Annotated in this window: 16 protein-coding genes; 13 read left to right on the top strand and 3 right to left on the bottom strand. The window is 60.9% G+C overall.

Going from position 1 to position 18,688, the window contains the following annotated elements:
* Nucleotides 1-433 precede the first annotated feature (433 nt).
* Nucleotides 434-1,858 (bottom strand): aspartate ammonia-lyase, encoded by a 1,425-nt coding sequence (gene aspA, locus ACZ0AZ_RS08560; protein ID WP_016772472.1) that lies wholly within the window; start codon nt 1,856-1,858, stop codon nt 434-436.
* A gap of 180 nt (nt 1,859-2,038) precedes the next feature.
* On the opposite strand from aspA, the gene ACZ0AZ_RS08555 reads away from it, so the two are divergent.
* The 5 genes from ACZ0AZ_RS08555 (at nt 2,039) to ACZ0AZ_RS08535 (ending at nt 5,854) form a co-directional block, all read left to right on the top strand.
* Nucleotides 2,039-2,947, top strand: coding sequence for a LysR substrate-binding domain-containing protein (locus ACZ0AZ_RS08555; RefSeq protein ID WP_039757287.1), 909 nt, complete (start codon nt 2,039-2,041; stop codon nt 2,945-2,947).
* Nucleotides 2,948-3,284: 337 nt separating this feature from the next.
* A complete protein-coding gene (gene purE, locus ACZ0AZ_RS08550) occupies nt 3,285-3,776 on the top strand; it encodes a 5-(carboxyamino)imidazole ribonucleotide mutase (RefSeq protein ID WP_007920220.1) in 492 nt (163 codons plus the stop codon).
* Nucleotides 3,777-3,786: 10 nt separating this feature from the next.
* Complete coding sequence (locus ACZ0AZ_RS08545) at nt 3,787-4,869, top strand: 5-(carboxyamino)imidazole ribonucleotide synthase (protein ID WP_463537205.1); 1,083 nt, start codon at nt 3,787-3,789, stop codon at nt 4,867-4,869.
* A gap of 109 nt (nt 4,870-4,978) precedes the next feature.
* Entirely contained in the window at nt 4,979-5,224 is a 246-nt protein-coding gene (locus tag ACZ0AZ_RS08540) for a GlsB/YeaQ/YmgE family stress response membrane protein (protein ID WP_039757291.1), read from the top strand.
* 93 nt (nt 5,225-5,317) lie between these two features.
* On the top strand, nt 5,318-5,854 hold the full coding sequence (locus tag ACZ0AZ_RS08535) for a DUF3299 domain-containing protein (RefSeq protein WP_016772476.1): 537 nt from the start codon (nt 5,318-5,320) through the stop codon (nt 5,852-5,854).
* Between the two features lie 212 nt (nt 5,855-6,066).
* Here the strand turns inward: ACZ0AZ_RS08535 and ACZ0AZ_RS08530 are convergent, their stop codons facing one another.
* Complete coding sequence (locus ACZ0AZ_RS08530) at nt 6,067-6,966, bottom strand: D-hexose-6-phosphate mutarotase (protein ID WP_463537203.1); 900 nt, start codon at nt 6,964-6,966, stop codon at nt 6,067-6,069.
* Between the two features lie 57 nt (nt 6,967-7,023).
* Nucleotides 7,024-7,428: an acyl-CoA thioesterase gene (locus ACZ0AZ_RS08525; RefSeq protein ID WP_463537202.1), complete on the bottom strand. Its 405-nt coding sequence runs from the start codon at nt 7,426-7,428 to the stop codon at nt 7,024-7,026.
* A 377-nt stretch (nt 7,429-7,805) separates the two neighbouring features.
* On the opposite strand from ACZ0AZ_RS08525, the gene ACZ0AZ_RS08520 reads away from it, so the two are divergent.
* From ACZ0AZ_RS08520 to ACZ0AZ_RS08485, 8 genes are all read left to right on the top strand, one after another.
* On the top strand, nt 7,806-9,104 hold the full coding sequence (locus tag ACZ0AZ_RS08520; protein ID WP_463537201.1) for an MFS transporter: 1,299 nt from the start codon (nt 7,806-7,808) through the stop codon (nt 9,102-9,104).
* Nucleotides 9,105-9,338: 234 nt separating this feature from the next.
* Nucleotides 9,339-10,337, top strand: a complete 999-nt coding sequence (locus tag ACZ0AZ_RS08515) for a phosphate ABC transporter substrate-binding protein PstS (protein WP_038359380.1) — start codon at nt 9,339-9,341, stop codon at nt 10,335-10,337.
* Between the two features lie 472 nt (nt 10,338-10,809).
* Nucleotides 10,810-12,843 (top strand): ABC transporter permease subunit, encoded by a 2,034-nt coding sequence (locus ACZ0AZ_RS08510; protein WP_200890451.1) that lies wholly within the window; start codon nt 10,810-10,812, stop codon nt 12,841-12,843.
* 16 nt (nt 12,844-12,859) lie between these two features.
* Nucleotides 12,860-14,530 (top strand): phosphate ABC transporter permease PstA, encoded by a 1,671-nt coding sequence (gene pstA, locus ACZ0AZ_RS08505; RefSeq protein ID WP_039757302.1) that lies wholly within the window; start codon nt 12,860-12,862, stop codon nt 14,528-14,530.
* 94 nt (nt 14,531-14,624) lie between these two features.
* Nucleotides 14,625-15,458, top strand: coding sequence for a phosphate ABC transporter ATP-binding protein PstB (pstB, locus tag ACZ0AZ_RS08500; protein ID WP_016772482.1), 834 nt, complete (start codon nt 14,625-14,627; stop codon nt 15,456-15,458).
* Between the two features lie 111 nt (nt 15,459-15,569).
* Entirely contained in the window at nt 15,570-16,331 is a 762-nt protein-coding gene (gene phoU / locus ACZ0AZ_RS08495) for a phosphate signaling complex protein PhoU (RefSeq protein ID WP_039757305.1), read from the top strand.
* Between the two features lie 177 nt (nt 16,332-16,508).
* Nucleotides 16,509-17,450, top strand: coding sequence for a response regulator (locus ACZ0AZ_RS08490; RefSeq protein ID WP_129997969.1), 942 nt, complete (start codon nt 16,509-16,511; stop codon nt 17,448-17,450).
* Nucleotides 17,451-17,658: 208 nt separating this feature from the next.
* Nucleotides 17,659-18,555, top strand: coding sequence for a M23 family metallopeptidase (locus ACZ0AZ_RS08485; protein ID WP_310402959.1), 897 nt, complete (start codon nt 17,659-17,661; stop codon nt 18,553-18,555).
* Nucleotides 18,556-18,688: the final 133 nt, after the last annotated feature.

The following is an 18,688-nucleotide window of genomic DNA, read 5'->3' as shown; positions in this document are numbered from 1 at the left end:
TTATTAGTTCGGGTTTCGCATGGGTTATGGCCTCGTTACCGACGACCGCTCACGCGAAGAGGGGCGGCACTATACCGATCAGTGGCGCGCCCGTCTGCACGGTAGTGGTGCAAGCGACGAAACGAAGCTTTGAAACACTTGGCGTTTGTGGCGAGGGGATTTATCCCCGTTCGGCTGCGAAGCAGTCGTAAACCATTGCACGCGGTGTTTCTGGTACATCCTTATTGTTGGTATCGGGGCCGCTTCGCAGCCCAACGGGGATAAATCCCCTTGCCACAAGGGCTCACCTCCATATTGTTCAGTCCCCCTACATTCGGGTCTCAGGATCAAACAGTTAAAAAAAAGGGCTCGGGGACAAAATCCCCAAGCCCTCAAAAGGTGAGAGGTGTCTAGTCCCTCGACCTGGTGAGCGGTGCTGCAAGTTCGCGTCGGCTCAGGCTTTGAGCGGAACCAGACGCGGGGCGATCATGTTTTCCGGGCGCAGGATGTCGGCGAGCATGGCTTCGTCGAGCAGACCTTCTTCGCGCACCAGTTCCAGCACGCCGCGGCCGCTTTCGAGGGCGATACGGGCGATGCGGGTGGCGTTCTTGTAGCCGATGTACGGGTTCAGTGCGGTAACCAGACCGATCGAATGTTCGACCAGTTCACGGCAGCGCGCTTCGTTGGCGGTGATGCCGACGATGCAGTGCTCGCGCAGCATGTCCATGGCGCGCTGCAGCAGGCGGATCGAGTCGAGGATCTTGAAAGCGATCAGCGGCTCCATCACGTTCAGCTGCAATTGGCCGCCTTCGGCTGCCATGGTCAGCGCCAGATCGTTACCGATGACCTGGAACGCGACCTGGTTCACGGCTTCCGGGATCACCGGGTTGACCTTGCCGGGCATGATCGAGCTGCCTGGCTGACGCGCCGGCAGGTTGATTTCATTTATGCCGGTACGTGGGCCGCTGGACAGCAAGCGCAGGTCGTTGCAGATCTTCGACAGCTTGACCGCGGTGCGCTTGAGCATGCCGGAGAACAGCACGAACGCGCCCATGTCGGAGGTCGCTTCGATCAGGTCGGCAGCCGGTACCAGCGGTTGGCCGCTGATCAGTGCCAGACGCTGAACGGCCAGTGCCTGATAACGCGGGTCGGCGTTGATGCCAGTGCCGATCGCGGTGCCGCCCAGGTTGACTTCGGTCAGCAGTTCCGGGGCCAGCGTCTTCAGACGCGCCAAATCTTCGCCCATGGTAGTGGCGAACGCGCGGAATTCCTGGCCTAGGGTCATCGGCACGGCGTCTTGCAGTTGGGTCCGGCCCATTTTGAGCACGTGGTCGAACTCTTTGCCCTTGGCCGCGAAGGCCTGGATCAGGCTGTCGAGACTGGCCAGCAGCGCGTCGTGACCGAGCAGCAGACCCAGACGGATCGCCGTCGGGTAAGCGTCGTTGGTCGACTGCGCCATGTTCACATCGTCGTTCGGGTGCAGGTACTGGTATTCGCCTTTCTCGTGGCCCATCGCTTCCAGAGCAATGTTGGCGATCACTTCGTTGGCGTTCATGTTGGTGGACGTGCCGGCGCCACCTTGAATCATGTCGACCACGAACTCTTCGTGGTAATCGCCGCGGATCAATCGGGCACAGGCTTCGCTGATGGCAGCGTGCTTGGCTTCGCTCAGGTGACCCAACTCGCGGTTGGCGTCAGCGGCGGCCTGTTTGACCATCGCCAGGCCCACAACCAGTTTCGGGTAATGCGAAATCGGAACGCCCGAGAGGCGGAAGTTGTTCACCGCTCGCAGGGTCTGGATGCCGTAATACGCATGGGCCGGTACTTCAAGGGCGCCAAGCAGGTCGGTTTCTGTGCGGAAAGATGCAGCGGAGGACATGATAGAAATCATCTCGATAAGGACCCGGTCTGTGCCGGAACGCTGCGAATGCTAGGCTTGTGGGGATTTTTGGGCCAATGCTGTTAAGCGCTGCCCTATGCACATTCGGCATAATGCCCATGTGACGCCGCCTGTGCGGCAGACGTGTGACCTGTTTTGGTGCGTGTCCGGGAGGACGTGATGAATCTGGAAAGCAAATGGCTCGAGGACTTCAGTGCCCTGGCCGCCACCCGCAGCTTCTCGCAGGCGGCCGAACGGCGCTTCGTGACCCAACCGGCGTTCAGTCGGCGGATCCGCAGCCTCGAAGCGGCGCTGGGGCTGACCCTGGTCAACCGCTCGCGCACGCCGGTCGAACTGACGGCGGCGGGGCAGTTGTTTCTGGTGACCGCGCGCACCGTGGTCGAACAACTCGGTGAAGTGCTGCGCCATCTGCATCATCTGGAAGGCGGGCAGGGCGAAGTGATGCAAGTTGCTGCGGCGCACTCTTTGGCTTTGGGCTTTTTCCCGCGCTGGATCGCCCAGTTGCGCAACGAAGGGCTGAACATCGCCACGCGGCTGGTGGCCACCAACGTTGGCGACGCCGTGCATGCACTGCGCGAAGGTGGCTGTGATCTGATGCTGGCGTTCTACGACCCGGATTCGGCGATGCAGATGGACCCGGAAATCTTCCCGTCGCTGCATCTCGGCCAGACGGAAATGCTGCCAGTGTGCGCGGCGGATCTGGATGGCAAACCGCTGTTCGATCTGGAAGGCGAGGCGAGCGTGCCTTTGCTGGCTTACAGCGCCGGGGCGTTTCTCGGCCGTTCGGTCAACGGCCTGCTGCGCCAGCGCCAGTTGCGCTTCACCACGATCTACGAAACCGCCATGGCCGACAGCCTGAAAAGCATGGCGCTGGAAGGCCTCGGCATTGCCTGGGTACCGCAACTGAGCGTGCGCGCCGAACTGGCCCGCGGTGAGCTGGTGGTGTGCGGCGGCCCGCAGTGGCATGTGCCGCTGGAGATCCGCCTGTACCGCTGCGCATTGGTGCGCAAGGCCAACGTGCGCTTGCTGTGGCGCAAGCTTGAGGGCGGTGCTGCACAAAGCACCTGAAGCTTATAAAGATCAAATGTGGGAGCGAGCCTGCTCGCGAAGGCGTCGTGTCAGTAATTTTGATGGCGACTGATACACCGCTTTCGCGAGCAGGCTCGCTCCCACAGGTGGGAGTTTTTGCAGTGTTGTTTCGCTGACCTTCAAGTCAATAAAACCGGGCGTTTCGCTCATTTGACAGATGGTCGTTTCGGGGGCTGTTTATTGCTTTCTTTGCGGTATACTGCGCGGCCTTCGGCCGGCACGTCCGGCCATTTTTCGTACAATCAAGCCACGCAACCTGCGTGGCTTGTTGTTTTATGACGCGCCTGCGGGCGCTCCAGAGAGAAGAGGCGCGACGATGAGTGCACTGGTTGGCGTGATCATGGGCTCCAAGTCCGATTGGTCCACCCTTAGCCACACCGCCGATATGCTGGAAAAGCTCGGCATCCCGTACGAGGTCAAGGTGGTTTCCGCTCACCGCACCCCGGATCTGCTGTTCCAGTACGCCGAAGAGGCTGAAAGCCGCGGCATCGAGGTGATCATCGCCGGTGCCGGTGGCGCAGCCCACTTGCCAGGCATGTGTGCGGCGAAGACCCACCTGCCGGTGCTGGGCGTGCCGGTTCAGTCGGCCATGCTCTCGGGCGTCGATTCGCTGCTGTCGATCGTACAGATGCCGGCAGGCATTCCGGTCGCCACCCTGGCCATCGGCAAGGCCGGCGCGATCAACGCCGCGCTGCTCTCGGCGAGCATCCTCGGCGCCAAGCACCCGCAATTTCACGCGGTACTGAAAACCTTCCGTGCCGAGCAGACAGACAGCGTCCTGGACAATCCAGACCCACGTATTGCCTGAGGTTGTTGAGATGAAGATCGGTGTAATCGGTGGCGGCCAGTTGGGTCGCATGTTGGCCCTGGCGGGCACTCCGCTGGGGATGAACTTCGCTTTTCTCGACCCTGCGCCGGACGCCTGTGCGGCCGCGCTGGGCGAACACCTGCGGGCCGATTACGGCGATCAGGATCATCTGCGTCAGTTGGCCGATGAAGTCGATCTGGTGACCTTCGAATTCGAAAGCGTCCCGGCCGAAACCGTGGCGTTTCTCTCGCAATTCGTGCCGGTGTACCCGAGCGCCGAAGCCCTGCGCATCGCCCGCGATCGCTGGTTCGAAAAGAGTATGTTCAAGGACCTCGGCATTCCGACCCCGGCCTTCGCCGACATCCAGTCGCAAGCTGACCTGGACGCGGCCGTCGCTTCCATCGGCCTGCCGGCCGTGCTGAAAACCCGTACCCTGGGTTATGACGGCAAGGGCCAGAAAGTCCTGCGCAAGCCGGAAGAGGTTGCCGGTACGTTCGCCGAGCTGGGCAGCGTTGCCTGCCTGTTGGAAGGCTTCGTGCCGTTCACCGGTGAAGTGTCGCTGATCGCCGTGCGTGCCCGCGATGGCGAAACGAAGTTCTACCCACTGGTGCACAACACCCACGACAGCGGCATTCTCAAGCTGTCGGTAGCCAGCACCGATCACCCGTTGCAGGCGCTGGCAGAGGATTATTCCAGCCGTGTGCTCAAGCACCTCGACTACGTCGGCGTGATGGCTTTCGAGTTCTTCGAAGTCGACGGTGGCCTGAAGGCCAACGAAATCGCCCCGCGCGTGCACAACTCCGGGCACTGGACCACCGAAGGCGCCGAGTGCAGTCAATTCGAAAACCACCTGCGTGCCGTGGCCGGCCTGCCGCTGGGTTCGACCGCGAAGGTCGGCGAGAGCGCGATGCTCAACTTCATCGGCGTGGTACCGCCGGTTGAGAAAGTCATCGCCATCGAAGACTGCCATTTGCATCACTACGGCAAAGCGTTCAAGGCCGGACGCAAGGTCGGCCACGCCAACCTGCGCTGCGCCGACATGGCCACGCTGCAGGCGCAGATCATCAAGGTCGAAGCGCTGATCGCCGAGTAAAACAGTTTCATGTGGCAGCGGCGGAACCATTCAGGGGCCGCCGTTCTCTCATGGCAGGATGCCAAAGTCTGACTAGGCTTCGCATATCTATCATCAAGAGGGAATTGCCATGGGAATTATCGGAACCATCTTTATCGGCTTGATCGTCGGCCTGCTGGCTCGGTTCCTGAAACCGGGCGATGACAGCATGGGCTGGATCATGACCATCCTGCTCGGTATCGGCGGTTCGCTGGCAGCCACCTACGGCGGCCAGGCTCTGGGCATCTATCAGGCGGGCGAGGGTGCAGGTTTCCTTGGCGCACTGGTCGGCGCGATCGTGTTGCTGGTGATCTACGGTCTGATCAAAAAGAACTGATCGAAAGCGACAAAGCCCTCTCGGCCATCGCGGTCGGGAGGGCTAGAATGCGCGGCGACTCACCGTCCATTCCTTTGCCTGCCGAGCACCTTCATGCGCCGTCTTCTGTTGACTCTCCTCTTGCTGGGCAGCTATCTCGCCCACGCCGGCGAACTGCCGGAAACCGACTGGCTGGAACTGATGCCCAAGTCGGATCAAAAGGCCCTTGAGGCCATGCCTGAAATCGATCACAACTCGCCCGAAGCCACCGGCACCTTCACCGAGAAGGGCGGGATGAAGCAGGCCAAAGGTCTGCCAGCGGTGATGTATTCGACAAAAACCGTGGCGTCGATGAACGACAAACACATCCGCATCGGCGGTTACCCGGTGCCGCTGGAGTCCGATGCCAAGGGCCGCAGCACGTTGTTCTTCCTCGTGCCGTATCCGGGCGCCTGCATCCACGTACCGCCACCGCCGCCCAATCAATTGGTGCTGGTGCGATATCCCAAGGGTTTGAAGCTGGACGATATCTACACACCGCTGTGGGTGACCGGCACGCTGAAGATCGAGAAGGTCAGCAATGACCTGGCGGATGCGGCGTATGCGCTGGAGGCGGAGAAAGTGCGGGTGGTGCAGGAGGCTGACCTCTAAAGCGCGCCGCACATAAATTTAGGAGCGAGCCTTTTTGGTGAGGGGATTTATCTGTGGTGAAGGGATTTATCTGTGGCGAGGGGATTTATCCCCGCTGGACTGCGCAGCAGGCCCCAGCTTTTGATTTAGAAAAAGCGGGGGCCGCTGCGCGACCCAGCGGGGATAAATCCCCTCGCCACAGGGCTCTTTGCCCTTTTGTATGGTGCTAGAGCTTAGAGCGGCGTAGCAGCTACGCTGACACCCATGGTATGGCTCGCCCCCGGCGCCAGTGTGACCAGGTCATCCATCACATTCGCCGTCTCGATGCATAGCATGCGCTGCCAGCCGTCGTCGTCCATGTCCGGCAGGGCGGCGGCGCGGTCGATCCATGGGTTCCAGATCACCGCCGTGCGCGAGCCGGTGGAGGTCAGCACAATGCGTCGTTCCCACGTCGGATCAACGATGTTCAATTGCGGCGGAACGTCGAGGTAGATGCGGTCGGTCTCGCCGGCGAAATGCAGATCGCCGCTCTGGCTGGCCGTGTTCCAGTCATCCAGGGTCTCGATGTAGTTGAGCCCGCCCACACCGTCGACATGCACATTACGCACGTCACTCACGGCGAAATAGGTGTGCAGCGCCTGACTCAGCGTGACGCTGTCAGTGCCCCGGTTATGGCTGGTCAGGCTGTAATGCAGTTGCTCCGCCAGATGCAGGGTCAGGGTCAGATCGACCTCGTGGGGCCAGCCCGGCAGGCCACCTTCCGGGTAGGGCAGCTTGAACTCGACCTTGATGCCGTCAGCCTCTGATTCGATGTTGCCCAACTCCCAGTCCATCGCCCGCACCAGACCGTGCGCGGGAGCCGGCTGCTCGCCGGTGTACATGGCCTGCACGCTGTGCGGGTTGCGTTCGAACTTGCCGAACCACGGCCAGCACACCGGCACACCGGCGCGGATGCTTTTGCCGGTCTTGAACTCGGCCTTGTCGTTGAGCCAGATGATCGGCGGCTGGCCGTCGATCTGATAACTGAGGATGTGCGCGCCTTGCTGGGCCACCAGCACTTCGGCCTTGCCGTGGCGGATGCGCCAGCAGTTCAGTTCATCCTGTTTGACGGCTTCAACGTTGGGCGTGTTCATGGGCAACTCTCGATCAGACACTGGGGACGACTATCGACCGCAAAACGGCGGCGAGGTTTAACGCGCGCGTGGCGGCAGCGAACGGGTGCGACCGCTGCCGTCGATGGCGACGAAGACGAAAACCGCTTCGGTGACCTTGCGCCATTCGCTGGACAGTGGGTCATCGCTCCACACTTCGACCATCATCTGGATCGAGCTGCGGCCGATTTCCAGGGTCTGGGTATAAAAGGACAGCTGCGCGCCGACCGCGACCGGGACGAGAAACGCCATGCGGTCAATGGCGACAGTGGCGACGCGACCGCCGGCAACGCGGCTGGCCATCGCGGTGCCGGCCAGATCCATTTGCGCGACCAGCCAGCCGCCGAAAATATCGCCAAAGCCGTTGGTTTCGCGCGGAAGGGCGGTGATTTGCAGGGCCAGGTCGCCCTGTGGGATCGGATCTTCTTGTTCGAGCTCTATCATGCCGAGGGGCCTCTGACCCGTGACTCTTCGTGGGTATTGCGGGTGGTAGCCGTCTTCAAGAAAAACGATTCAACACCGAACACACTGCGTTCGTCACGTTTTCCATCAGGCGCCTAAAGGGAAACTCTGCGAAAAAGGCTAAATCCCGAGCAAAGGACGGGCCAACAACGTTTTCGCACAGTAACCTCTTACAAATCCTGCGCAGGTGGCGAGTATATCGGTCGATAGACCCCGCGACGACCACCCGGTTCTGATTTCGACCGTCAATTACGCGCCTCTATGTGCTTTTTCGAACAATTTGCTATGGTGCCGAACCTGTCCAAGCCACCGCCAGCGTTGTTGTGGCGACAGATTCGACTATAAGAGAAGCCCTTGCCATGACCACAGCGCCTTCGAGCCTCGCGCAGCCCGAGCAACCCGCACGACCGTTGACCCGCAATGACTACAAGACTCTGTCGCTGTCCGCCCTCGGCGGGGCGCTGGAGTTCTACGATTTCATCATCTTCGTCTTTTTCGCCACCGTCGTCGGCAAACTGTTCTTTCCTGCCGACATGCCCGAGTGGCTGCGCTTGATGCAAACCTTCGGCATCTTTGCCGCCGGCTATCTGGCGCGGCCGTTGGGCGGCATCGTCATGGCGCACTTCGGTGACCTGCTGGGGCGCAAGAAAATGTTCACCCTGAGCATTTTCATGATGGCCGTGCCGACGCTGATCATGGGCCTGCTGCCCACCTACGCGCAGATCGGCATCTGGGCGCCGATCCTGTTGCTGCTCATGCGGGTGATCCAGGGCGCGGCGATTGGCGGTGAGGTGCCGGGGGCGTGGGTCTTCGTTTCCGAACACGTACCGCAAAAGCACATCGGTTATGCCTGCGGCACGCTCACCAGCGGCCTGACTGCCGGCATCCTCCTCGGCTCGCTGGTCGCCACGGCGATCAACAGCATTTATACGCCAGCCGAAGTGGCGGATTACGCCTGGCGGATCCCGTTCCTCCTCGGCGGCGTGTTCGGCCTGTTCTCGGTGTACCTGCGCCGCTGGCTGCACGAGACACCGGTGTTCGCTGAGCTGCAACTGCGCAAGGCACTGGCCGAAGAAGTGCCGCTGCGCGCAGTGCTGCGTGATCATCGCGGCGCCATTGCCATTTCGATGCTGCTGACCTGGTTGCTGTCGGCCGGTGTTGTCGTGGTGATTCTGATGACGCCGACCGTGCTGCAAACCGTCTACCACTTCTCGCCAACCACGGCGCTGCAAGCCAACAGCCTGGCCATCGTGTTCCTCAGCCTCGGCTGCATTGGTGCCGGCGCGCTCGCCGATCGTTTTGGCGCCGGTCGCGTCTTCGTCTTTGGCTGCCTGGGCCTGCTGATCAGCTCCTGGACCTTCTACCACAGCCTCGCCGACCACCCGGACTGGCTGTTCCCCCTGTACGCACTGACCGGTTTGCTGGTCGGCACCATCGGCGCGGTGCCGTACGTGATGGTCAAAGCATTCCCGCCGGTGGTTCGCTTCAGTGGCTTGTCGTTCTCGTACAACGTCGCTTACGCGATCTTTGGTGGCTTGACGCCGATGGTGGTGAGCCTGCTGCTGAAGGAAAGCGCAATGGGACCGGCTTACTATGTGGCGGTGTTGTGCGGGATGGGGATTGTGGTAGGCGCCTGGCTCTGGAAGAAGGGGCGCTAAAGCCCAGGATCTGCTCCACCAATACCGGCCTCTTCGCGAGCAGGCTCGCTCCCACAGTTGGAATGCATTTCATTTGTGGGAGCGAGCCTGCTCGCGAATGGGGACATCACAAATCATCCAGCAAAACCGGATGCTGGCCTTTCATCCAATTGTCATATTTCAGCCATAGAGTGTTCACATGGCCTGCTGATACTTGGCCCCGACTTAACACACCCTATCTGCTAGGAGTAAGGCATGAAACTGAAGCGTTTGATGGCGGCAATGACTTTTGTCGCTGCTGGCGTTGCGACTGCCAACGCGTTCGCCGCTGTTGACCCTGCTATCCCGAGCTACACCAAGACCACTGGTGTGTCGGGCAACCTGTCCAGCGTCGGTTCCGATACCCTGGCCAACCTCATGACCCTGTGGGCTGAGAACTACAAAAAAGAATACCCGAACGTCAACATCCAGATTCAGGCTGCAGGTTCGGCTACCGCGCCACCTGCGCTGACCGAAGGCACCTCTAACCTGGGCCCGATGAGCCGCAAGATGAAGGACACCGAACTGGCGGCCTTCGAGCAGAAATACGGCTACAAGCCAACCGCCATTCCGGTTGCCGTGGATGCCCTGGCCGTGTTCGTGCACAAGGACAACCCGATCCAGCACCTGACCATGGAACAGGTTGATGCGATCTTCTCGTCGACCCGTCTGTGCGGCGCCAAGGCCGACGTGAAAACCTGGGGCGACCTGGGTGTGACCGGCGATCTGGCCAACAAGCCAGTGCAACTGTTCGGCCGCAACTCGGTATCCGGCACCTACGGCTACTTCAAGGAAGAAGCCCTGTGCAAAGGCGACTACAAGCCTAACGTCAACGAACAACCAGGTTCGGCGTCGGTAGTGCAGTCGATCAGCTCCTCGCTCAACGGCATCGGTTACTCGGGCATCGGTTACAAGACCGCCAGCGTGAAAACCGTACCGCTGGCCAAGAAAGGCAGCACTGACTTCATCGAAGACACCGAAGAAAACGCCCTGAACGGCAAGTATCCGCTGTCGCGCTTCCTCTACGTTTACGTCAACAAAGCCCCGAACAAGCCTCTGGCCCCGCTGGAAGCCGAGTTCGTGAAGCTGGTGCTGTCGAAACAGGGTCAGGAAGTGGTAGTGAAAGACGGCTACATCCCGCTGCCAGCCAAGGTTGCTGCCAAAGCACTGGCTGACCTCGGTCTGCAGGAAGGCGGCGCAGTCGCCAAGAAGTAACACCCTGAGGCCGGCCTGAAGCCGGACTCCTGTGGGAGCGAGCCTGCTCGCGAAGGGGTGGTCACATGCAGCATAAATGTGGCTGACCCGACGCTTTGGCGAACAGACGCGCTCCTGCAACCACCAAATTTTCGACTCCGCTGCCGGACTTCCGGCTGGCGGATTTGCTGCGTCACTGCATTGTCATCTTTCTGTCATACAGGATCGCTAGGGTGTGCGCATGAATGATCTGGCCAATTCCCCAATGACTACGACTTCCCCTCCCAAGCGCATTGATTTCAATACGCCTGAGCTGCAACGCAAGCGCCGTATTCGTGCGCTCAAGGATCGCTTCACCCGTTGGTACGTCCTCGTCGGCGGCCTGGCGGTGCTCGCGGCCATCACCCTGATTTTCTTTTTCCTCGCTTACGTCGTCGCGCCGTTGTTTCAAGGCGCTGACCTGACTGCGAAAGACTCGATCACCCCGGCCTGGATGCAGGACGCCGGCAAGCCGCTGATGATCTCGCTCGAAGAGCAGAATCAGGTGGCCATGCGCGTCTCCGACAAGGGCCAGGCGCTGTTTTTTGATATCGACAGTGGCGCTGAATTGAAGCGCGTCGATCTGCCATTGCCGGCCGGTGCCAGCGTAACGTCCATTGGCGAAGACCAGCCGGGTCATCCGCTGGTGGCCGTGGGCTTGTCCAACGGTCAGGCGCTGGTGTTCCGTCATACCTATAAAGTCAGCTACCCGGATGGCAAGAAAACCATCAGCCCGGCCATCGAATACCCGTACGGCGAGGCGCCGATTGCGCTGAACGAGAGCGGCGGTGCGCTGGAACATGTCAGCCTCAACGCCACTGATTCGACACTGATGCTGGTTGGCTCCACTGGCTCGCAACTCAATGTGCTGTCGCTGACCAGCGAAGAAAACATGATGACCGGCGAAGTCACCAACGAGCAGAAGCGTATCGATCTGCCGCAGATGACCGAGCCTGTGAAAAACATCTTCGTCGACCCGCGCCAGCAGTGGCTGTATGTAGTCAACGGGCGTGCCCAGGCCGACGTGTTCAGCCTGCGCGACAAGAGCCTCAACGGGCGTTACAAGTTGCTGGAAAATGCTGACGCCGAAGTCACTGCCACCACGCAACTGGTCGGTGGCATTTCGCTGATCGTCGGTGACTCCAAGGGTGGTCTGGCGCAGTGGTTCATGGCCCGTGACACCGATGGCGAGCTGCGCCTGAAGCAGATCCGCACCTTCCAGATGGGCACCACGCCAATCGTTGAAATCGCTGCCGAAGAGCGCCGCAAAGGCTTCCTCGCCCTCGATGCCAGCGGCAAGCTCGGCGTGTTCCACAGCACCGCGCACCGCACGCTGCTGGTCGATCAGGTGGTTGAAGGGCAAGGCCTGTTCGGTCTGTCGCCGCGCGCCAACCGCGTGATCGTCGAAGCCGGCGGCAAGCTGCAACCGCTGCTGCTCGACAACCCGCACCCGGAAGTCTCGTGGAGCGCGTTGTGGAGCAAGGTCTGGTACGAGAACTACGACGAGCCTAAGTACGTCTGGCAATCGACCGCGGCCAACACCGATTTCGAACCGAAACTGAGCCTGTCGCCGCTGACCTTCGGCACCTTGAAAGCTGCGTTCTACGCGATGCTGCTGGCCGCGCCACTGGCCGTTGCGGCAGCGATCTACACCGCGTATTTCATGGCTCCAGGCATGCGCCGCAAGGTCAAACCGGTGATCGAATTGATGGAAGCGATGCCGACGGTGATCCTCGGTTTCTTCGCCGGCCTGTTCCTTGCGCCGTATGTCGAGGGCCATTTGCCGGGCATCTTCAGCCTGCTGATGTTGCTGCCGATCGGCATTCTGGTCGCCGGTTTCACCTTCAGTCGCCTTCCTGAATCGATCCGCCTGAAAGTCCCGGATGGCTGGGAAAGTGCGCTGCTGATTCCGGTGATCCTGTTTGTGGGCTGGCTGTCGCTGTACATGAGCCCGTTCATGGAGAACTGGTTCTTCGGCGGCGACATGCGCATGTGGATCTCCCACGACCTGGGCATCACCTATGACCAGCGCAACGCTCTGGTGGTCGGTCTGGCCATGGGTTTTGCGGTGATCCCGAACATCTACTCGATCGCTGAAGACGCCGTGTTCAGCGTGCCGCGCGGCCTGACCCTGGGTTCGCTGGCTCTGGGTGCGACGCCGTGGCAGACCATGACTCGCGTGGTGATCCTGACCGCCAGCCCGGGCATCTTCTCGGCGCTGATGATCGGCATGGGCCGTGCGGTCGGCGAAACCATGATCGTGCTGATGGCCACCGGCAACACCCCGGTCATGGAGATGAACCTGTTCGAAGGCCTGCGCACCCTGGCCGCCAACGTCGCGGTGGAAATGCCCGAGTCGGAAGTCGGCGGCAGCCACTACCGCGTGCTGTTCCTCTCGGCGCTGGTGCTGCTGCTGTTCACCTTCGTCATGAACACCCTGGCAGAACTGATTCGTCAGCGTCTGCGCAAGAAATACTCGTCGCTTTAAGCAAAGGTAGAAGTCTGTGAAACAGAACTCCCTGAAAGGATGGTTCAAGAGCGGCGCCCCGGGCGTCTGGATCAGCGGTGGCGCGGTGTCCATCGCGGTCATCATGACCATTGGCCTGTTGGCGGTGATTGCCGTGCGCGGTCTCGGTCACTTCTGGCCGGCGGATCTGATCCACGCTCACTACGACGTACCGGGCCAGGCCAATCATCTGGTGATCGGCGAAGTGGTACAGAAAGAAGAAGTGCCGCGCGCGCGTCTGAAGAGTGCCGGTTTGCCGGTGCCGGACGAGGGTCCGGAGTTCATGACTCGCGAGCTGATCAAGGTCGGCAACCGTGACCTGAACGGCAACGACTTCACCTGGATCGTCGGCGAGTGGCTGAGCAACCAGACCACGCCGCCGGAGTTGATGGCGATCGAGCGTCGTGAGTGGGGTAACTTCTACGGCTACCTGGTCAACGTCAAACAGGACGGCAAGGTCATCGCGGAGGGCGAGGCCGCATGGCCTGAGCTGCAGGCGCGCATTGATCGTGTGAACGGCCTCGCTGCGCAACTGAAGTCGCTGGAAAAAACCGACATCGGCGCGATCAACGCCGGCCTCGAACGCATCCGTCTGCACGGCCGCAAGCTGGAGCTGGAAGGCAAACTCGACGCCACCGCACAAGCGGACATGGAATCCGAGCGCGCCGAGCTGAACGCGCGCTATCAGGACATCGAAGCGCGCCTGGCCGACCTGCATGCGCAGTTCAACCGCGACGCACTGACTGCTCGCGATGCCAACGGCAAGGAAATCGAAATCGGTCTGGGCAAAGTGGTTCACGCCTACCAGCCGAACGCGATGAGCACACTGACCAAACTCGGTTTCTACTTCAGCAAAATCTGGGAATTCCTCTCCGATGACCCGCGTGAAGCGAACACCGAAGGCGGGATTTTCCCGGCGATCTTCGGCACCGTGATGATGACCCTGATCATGGCGATGATCGTCACCCCGTTCGGCGTGCTGGCGGCGGTGTACCTGCGCGAATACGCCAAGCAGAACACCCTGACCCGGGTGATCCGCATTGCGGTGAACAATCTTGCCGGCGTACCGGCGATCGTTTACGGCGTATTCGGCCTGGGTTTCTTCGTTTACGTACTCGGTGGTTCTGTGGACCGCTTGTTCTTCCCTGAAGCACTGCCGGCGCCGACCTTCGGTACCCCGGGCCTGCTCTGGGCCTCGCTGACCTTGGCGTTGCTGGCCGTGCCGGTGGTGATCGTGGCGACCGAAGAAGGTCTGGCGCGCATCCCGCGCACCGTGCGTGAAGGTTCGCTGGCGTTGGGCGCGACCAAGGCGGAAACGCTGTGGAAAATTGTTATCCCGATGGCCAGCCCGGCGATGATGACCGGCATGATCCTCGCTGTGGCGCGTGCCGCCGGTGAAGTGGCGCCGTTGATGCTGGTGGGTGTGGTGAAACTGGCGCCGTCGCTGCCGGTGGACGGCAACTACCCGTATCTGCACCTGGACCAGAAGATCATGCACCTGGGCTTCCACATTTATGACGTCGGCTTCCAGAGCCCGAACGTCGAAGCAGCCCGCCCGCTGGTGTACGCCACCGCGCTGCTGCTGGTGCTGGTGATCGCGACGCTGAACCTGTCGGCGGTGTATATCCGCAACCACCTGCGCGAAAAATACAAAGCACTGGACAGCTAAAGCCATTAGCCACAAGCGGCAAGCTAAAAGCCGCTTTTGCTCAAACTTGCAGCTTGCAGCTAGAAGCTTGCAGCTACGAACGGAGTGAGACCCCATGCAGCACGAAACACACAGCCACGGCATCAACATGTCTGCCCTGGGCCGCGACAAGCAGAGCCTGGACCTGGCGCAGGAAACCGTTGCCATCGAAGTACCGGGCCTGAGCCTGTACTACGGCGAGAAACAGGCCTTGTTCGACGTCAGCATGAACATCCCGAAACAGCGCGTGACTGCGTTCATCGGCCCGTCGGGCTGCGGTAAGTCGACGCTGCTGCGTACCTTCAACCGGATGAACGATCTGGTCGACGGCTGCCGTGTCGAGGGCGCGATCAACCTGTACGGCAACAACATCTATCGCAAGGGCGAAGACGTTGCCGAACTGCGTCGTCGCGTCGGCATGGTGTTCCAGAAGCCCAACCCGTTTCCGAAGACCATCTACGAAAACGTGGTCTATGGCCTGCGCATCCAGGGCATCAACAAGAAGCGCATCCTCGACGAAGCCGTTGAATGGGCGTTGAAAGGCGCGGCATTGTGGGACGAGGTCAAAGACCGTCTGCACGACTCGGCCCTCGGCCTGTCCGGCGGTCAGCAACAGCGTCTGGTGATCGCGCGCACCATCGCGGTTGAGCCGGAAGTGCTGCTGCTCGACGAACCGTGCTCGGCTCTCGACCCGATCTCGACGCTGAAAGTCGAAGAGCTGATCTACGAGCTGAAGTCCAAGTTCACCATCGTCATCGTTACCCACAACATGCAACAGGCGGCACGGGTGTCCGACTACACCGCGTTCATGTACATGGGCAAACTGGTGGAATTCGGCGACACCGATACCCTGTTCACCAATCCGGCGAAGAAGCAGACCGAAGACTACATCACCGGTCGTTATGGCTGATCGAACAGCTGCAAGCCGCAAGTTTCAAGCGGCAAGAAAGAGCGGTTCGAGTACGACACAAATCAGCTTGCAGCTTGTAGCTTGCAGCTCATGGCTTTTGCGGAGCAAATCATGATTTCGAAGGAAGGTTTAACCCATCACATTTCCGCGCAGTTCAACGCCGAACTGGAAGAAGTGCGCAGCCACCTGCTGGCCATGGGCGGGCTGGTCGAGAAGCAGGTCAACGACGCGGTCACGGCGCTGATCGAGGCCGACTCCGGCCTGGCTCAGCAGGTGCGTGAGATCGACGACCAGATCAACCAGATGGAACGCAACATCGACGAAGAATGCCTGCGTATTCTCGCCCGTCGTCAGCCGGCGGCGTCCGACCTGCGTTTGATCATCAGCATTTCCAAGTCGGTGATCGATCTTGAGCGCATCGGCGACGAAGCGACCAAGATCGCCCGCCGTGCCATCCAGTTGTGCGAAGAAGGCGAAGCGCCGCGCGGTTACGTCGAGGTTCGTCACATCGGCGACCAGGTGCGCAACATGGTCCGCGATGCGCTGGACGCGTTCGCGCGTTTCGACGCTGATCTGGCACTGTCGGTGGCGCAGTACGACAAGATCATCGACCGCGAATACAAAACCGCCTTGCGTGAGCTGGCCACCTACATGATGGAAGATCCGCGCTCGATCTCGCGGGTGTTGAGCATCATCTGGGTCCTGCGTTCGCTGGAGCGCATCGGCGATCATGCGCGCAACATCTCCGAACTGGTGATCTACCTGGTGCGCGGCACCGACGTGCGCCACATGGGCCTCAAGCGCATGAAGGAAGAAGTTGAAGGCACAAGCACTGAAACCGCTAATGTTCCGGGCGAAGCTGACGATAAGTAAGATTGCCTGAGAAAAGCGCCCGGCCCTCTGGCCGGGCGTTTTTGTTTGCGCTTTACACAAGGCAGATCGAATTAAAAAGCAGCACCCGCGAACGAAAAGTCCCGGCGTGACTGAAGAGTTTTGGCAATGTGCCATCAGCCAGCGTTATGCTTGCCGGGATTTTAATAGGGGTGTTGGATGAGCAAGATCAGTGTGTTGGTCGTGGACGATGCTTCGTTCATTCGTGACCTGGTGAAAAAGTGCCTGCGTAATTACTTCCCGGGAATCCGCACCGAGGACGCCATCAACGGCAAAAAGGCCCAGGCCATGCTGGCCAAAGAGGCTTTTGACCTGGTGCTGTGTGACTGGGAGATGCCGGAAATGTCCGGCCTCGAACTGCTGACCTGGTGCCGCGAGCAGGACAACCTCAAGACCATGCCGTTCGTCATGGTCACCAGCCGTGGCGACAAGGAAAACGTCGTGCAGGCGATTCAGGCCGGCGTTTCCGGCTACGTCAGCAAGCCGTTCACCAACGAGCAACTGCTGACCAAGGTCAAGCAGGCACTGAACAAGGTCGGCAAGCTCGACACCTTGATGAACAGCGCGCCGACCAAGATGAATTCGGCGTTCGGCAACGACTCGCTGAGCGCACTGACCGGCGGCAAGCCTGCCGTGGTCGGTGGTGCTCCGGCTGCTGCTGCGGCCAACCCGTTTGCCAAGCCCGCCGCTGCAGCTGCGCCATCGCGTGGTTTGCTCAACAGCCCACCAGTTCAGGCACCCGGTGCATCCAAGGCGCCGGTGGGCGGTCGCGGTCAGGGCCAGTTGCGCCTTCCAAGCGGTACTCAGCAATGCGTGATCAAGGCCCTGAGCATCAAGGAAGCCCTGCTGGTAGTGAAGCGCACCGAAACCCTACCGCAGATCCTCGACAGCGCCGTGCTCGATCTGGAGCAGGGCGATAACGCCGAGATCGCGCGCCTCAATGGTTACCTGCACGCCATCGTCGCCCACGAGCAGAAAGCCGACAGCGACTGGCTGCAACTGACCTTCCGCTTTGTCGACCAGGATGCGCAGAAGCTCGACTACATCTCGCGCCTGATCGCCCGTGGCACGGCGCAGAAGCATTTCGTACCGGGCGCGTAAGCTTCGTCGCCTGATAAGCCGCCTTCGCGAGCAGGCTCGCTCCCACCTTGGAACGCATTCCAAATGTGGGAGCGAGCCTGCTCGCGAAGGGGCCAGCCAAAACACCAACCATCTCCCGTGCAGGCGAATTTGAAACATCTGTCGACTAGCCTGGTCTGTCTCAGCTGCTAGGCTGATTCCCAGGCCTTCCTTCGACAGACTTTTGCCCATGCTCGCGCGCCTGCTGTTTTTCTGCGGTCTCTGCCTGGCCTCCGGGCTGGCGATGGCCATGACCATCTACAAATCCACCGACGCCAACGGCGTGGTCTCGTACAGCGACCGCCCGAGCAAAGGCGCGAAAGTGTTCGTGTTTCAGGACCGTATGGTCGAGCGCCTCGACCGCCAGGTGTACCTGGACATCAAGAAGCAGAAGGGCGTCGACGTGGTGTTTGCGCGCAACGATCTGTACGCGCCGGTCGAGGTTGCCCTGGCCTTCATCGGCACGAGCAATGTGCGTGGCGCGCCAGCGCAGGCGATCCGTCGCGTGCTGCCACCGCGCAGCAACACGCGGCTGGCGCTGCTGACGGCGATCAGTCGTGACCAGCCGCTGGTGTATTCGCCGCAGTTCCAGTATTCGCTGGGCGACCCCGCAGGCACCGCGCAGAGCTATCGCTATCCGCTGCCCTGGCGTGGCGGGCCGTTTCGCCTGAGTCAGGGCGCCAACGGCCAATACAGCCACTACGGGCCGAAGAACCGCTACGCCATGGACATCGCCATGCCGGTGGGCACGCCGATCATCGCCGCGCGAGCGGGAGTGGTGGTCAAGACCGAGAACTCCCAGAGCGGGCGCGGCACCGATGCCTCCGGCAATTTCGTCCGGGTGCTGCACGACGACGGCACCATGGGCGTGTACCTGCATCTGAAACAGGGTTCGGTGAGCGTGCGCGAAGGCCAGCGGGTCAAGGTCGGCAGCCCGCTGGCGCTGTCCGGCAACACCGGCAACAGCAGCGGCCCGCACCTGCACTTCGTGGTGCAGCGCAATACCGGGGAAGGGTTGGTGTCGATTCCCTATCAGTTCAACCAGCCGCTGGGGGCGTTACCCAACTTTGCGTTGGGCAAGCAGTAGGCGCGATAGGGTGTTGAGGGTTTTTGTGGCGAGGGGATTTATCCCCGTTGGGCCGCGAAGCGGCCCCAAATATTGCAACTCTGTACTAACTGACTGCATTCAATGGTTTTGGGACGGCTGCGCCGTCCAACGG

The sequence above is a fragment of the Pseudomonas sp. AC239 genome, from assembly GCF_979258545.1.
This window is presented reverse-complemented; position numbering and strand designations above follow the sequence as displayed.

Coding starts and splice junctions, on each gene's coding strand:
- ACZ0AZ_RS08510 (WP_200890451.1), top strand. CDS start 10,810: ATGCAGGACGCCGGCAAGCCGCTGATGATCTCGCTCGAAGAGCAGAAT.
- ACZ0AZ_RS08540 (WP_039757291.1), top strand. CDS start 4,979: ATGGGAATTATCGGAACCATCTTTATCGGCTTGATCGTCGGCCTGCTG.
- ACZ0AZ_RS08490 (WP_129997969.1), top strand. CDS start 16,509: ATGAGCAAGATCAGTGTGTTGGTCGTGGACGATGCTTCGTTCATTCGT.
- ACZ0AZ_RS08530 (WP_463537203.1), bottom strand. CDS start 6,966: ATGAACACGCCCAACGTTGAAGCCGTCAAACAGGATGAACTGAACTGC.
- ACZ0AZ_RS08535 (WP_016772476.1), top strand. CDS start 5,318: ATGCGCCGTCTTCTGTTGACTCTCCTCTTGCTGGGCAGCTATCTCGCC.
- aspA (WP_016772472.1), bottom strand. CDS start 1,858: ATGTCCTCCGCTGCATCTTTCCGCACAGAAACCGACCTGCTTGGCGCC.
- ACZ0AZ_RS08545 (WP_463537205.1), top strand. CDS start 3,787: ATGAAGATCGGTGTAATCGGTGGCGGCCAGTTGGGTCGCATGTTGGCC.
- ACZ0AZ_RS08555 (WP_039757287.1), top strand. CDS start 2,039: ATGAATCTGGAAAGCAAATGGCTCGAGGACTTCAGTGCCCTGGCCGCC.
- phoU (WP_039757305.1), top strand. CDS start 15,570: ATGATTTCGAAGGAAGGTTTAACCCATCACATTTCCGCGCAGTTCAAC.
- ACZ0AZ_RS08520 (WP_463537201.1), top strand. CDS start 7,806: ATGACCACAGCGCCTTCGAGCCTCGCGCAGCCCGAGCAACCCGCACGA.
- pstB (WP_016772482.1), top strand. CDS start 14,625: ATGCAGCACGAAACACACAGCCACGGCATCAACATGTCTGCCCTGGGC.
- ACZ0AZ_RS08485 (WP_310402959.1), top strand. CDS start 17,659: ATGCTCGCGCGCCTGCTGTTTTTCTGCGGTCTCTGCCTGGCCTCCGGG.
- ACZ0AZ_RS08515 (WP_038359380.1), top strand. CDS start 9,339: ATGAAACTGAAGCGTTTGATGGCGGCAATGACTTTTGTCGCTGCTGGC.
- ACZ0AZ_RS08525 (WP_463537202.1), bottom strand. CDS start 7,428: ATGATAGAGCTCGAACAAGAAGATCCGATCCCACAGGGCGACCTGGCC.
- purE (WP_007920220.1), top strand. CDS start 3,285: ATGAGTGCACTGGTTGGCGTGATCATGGGCTCCAAGTCCGATTGGTCC.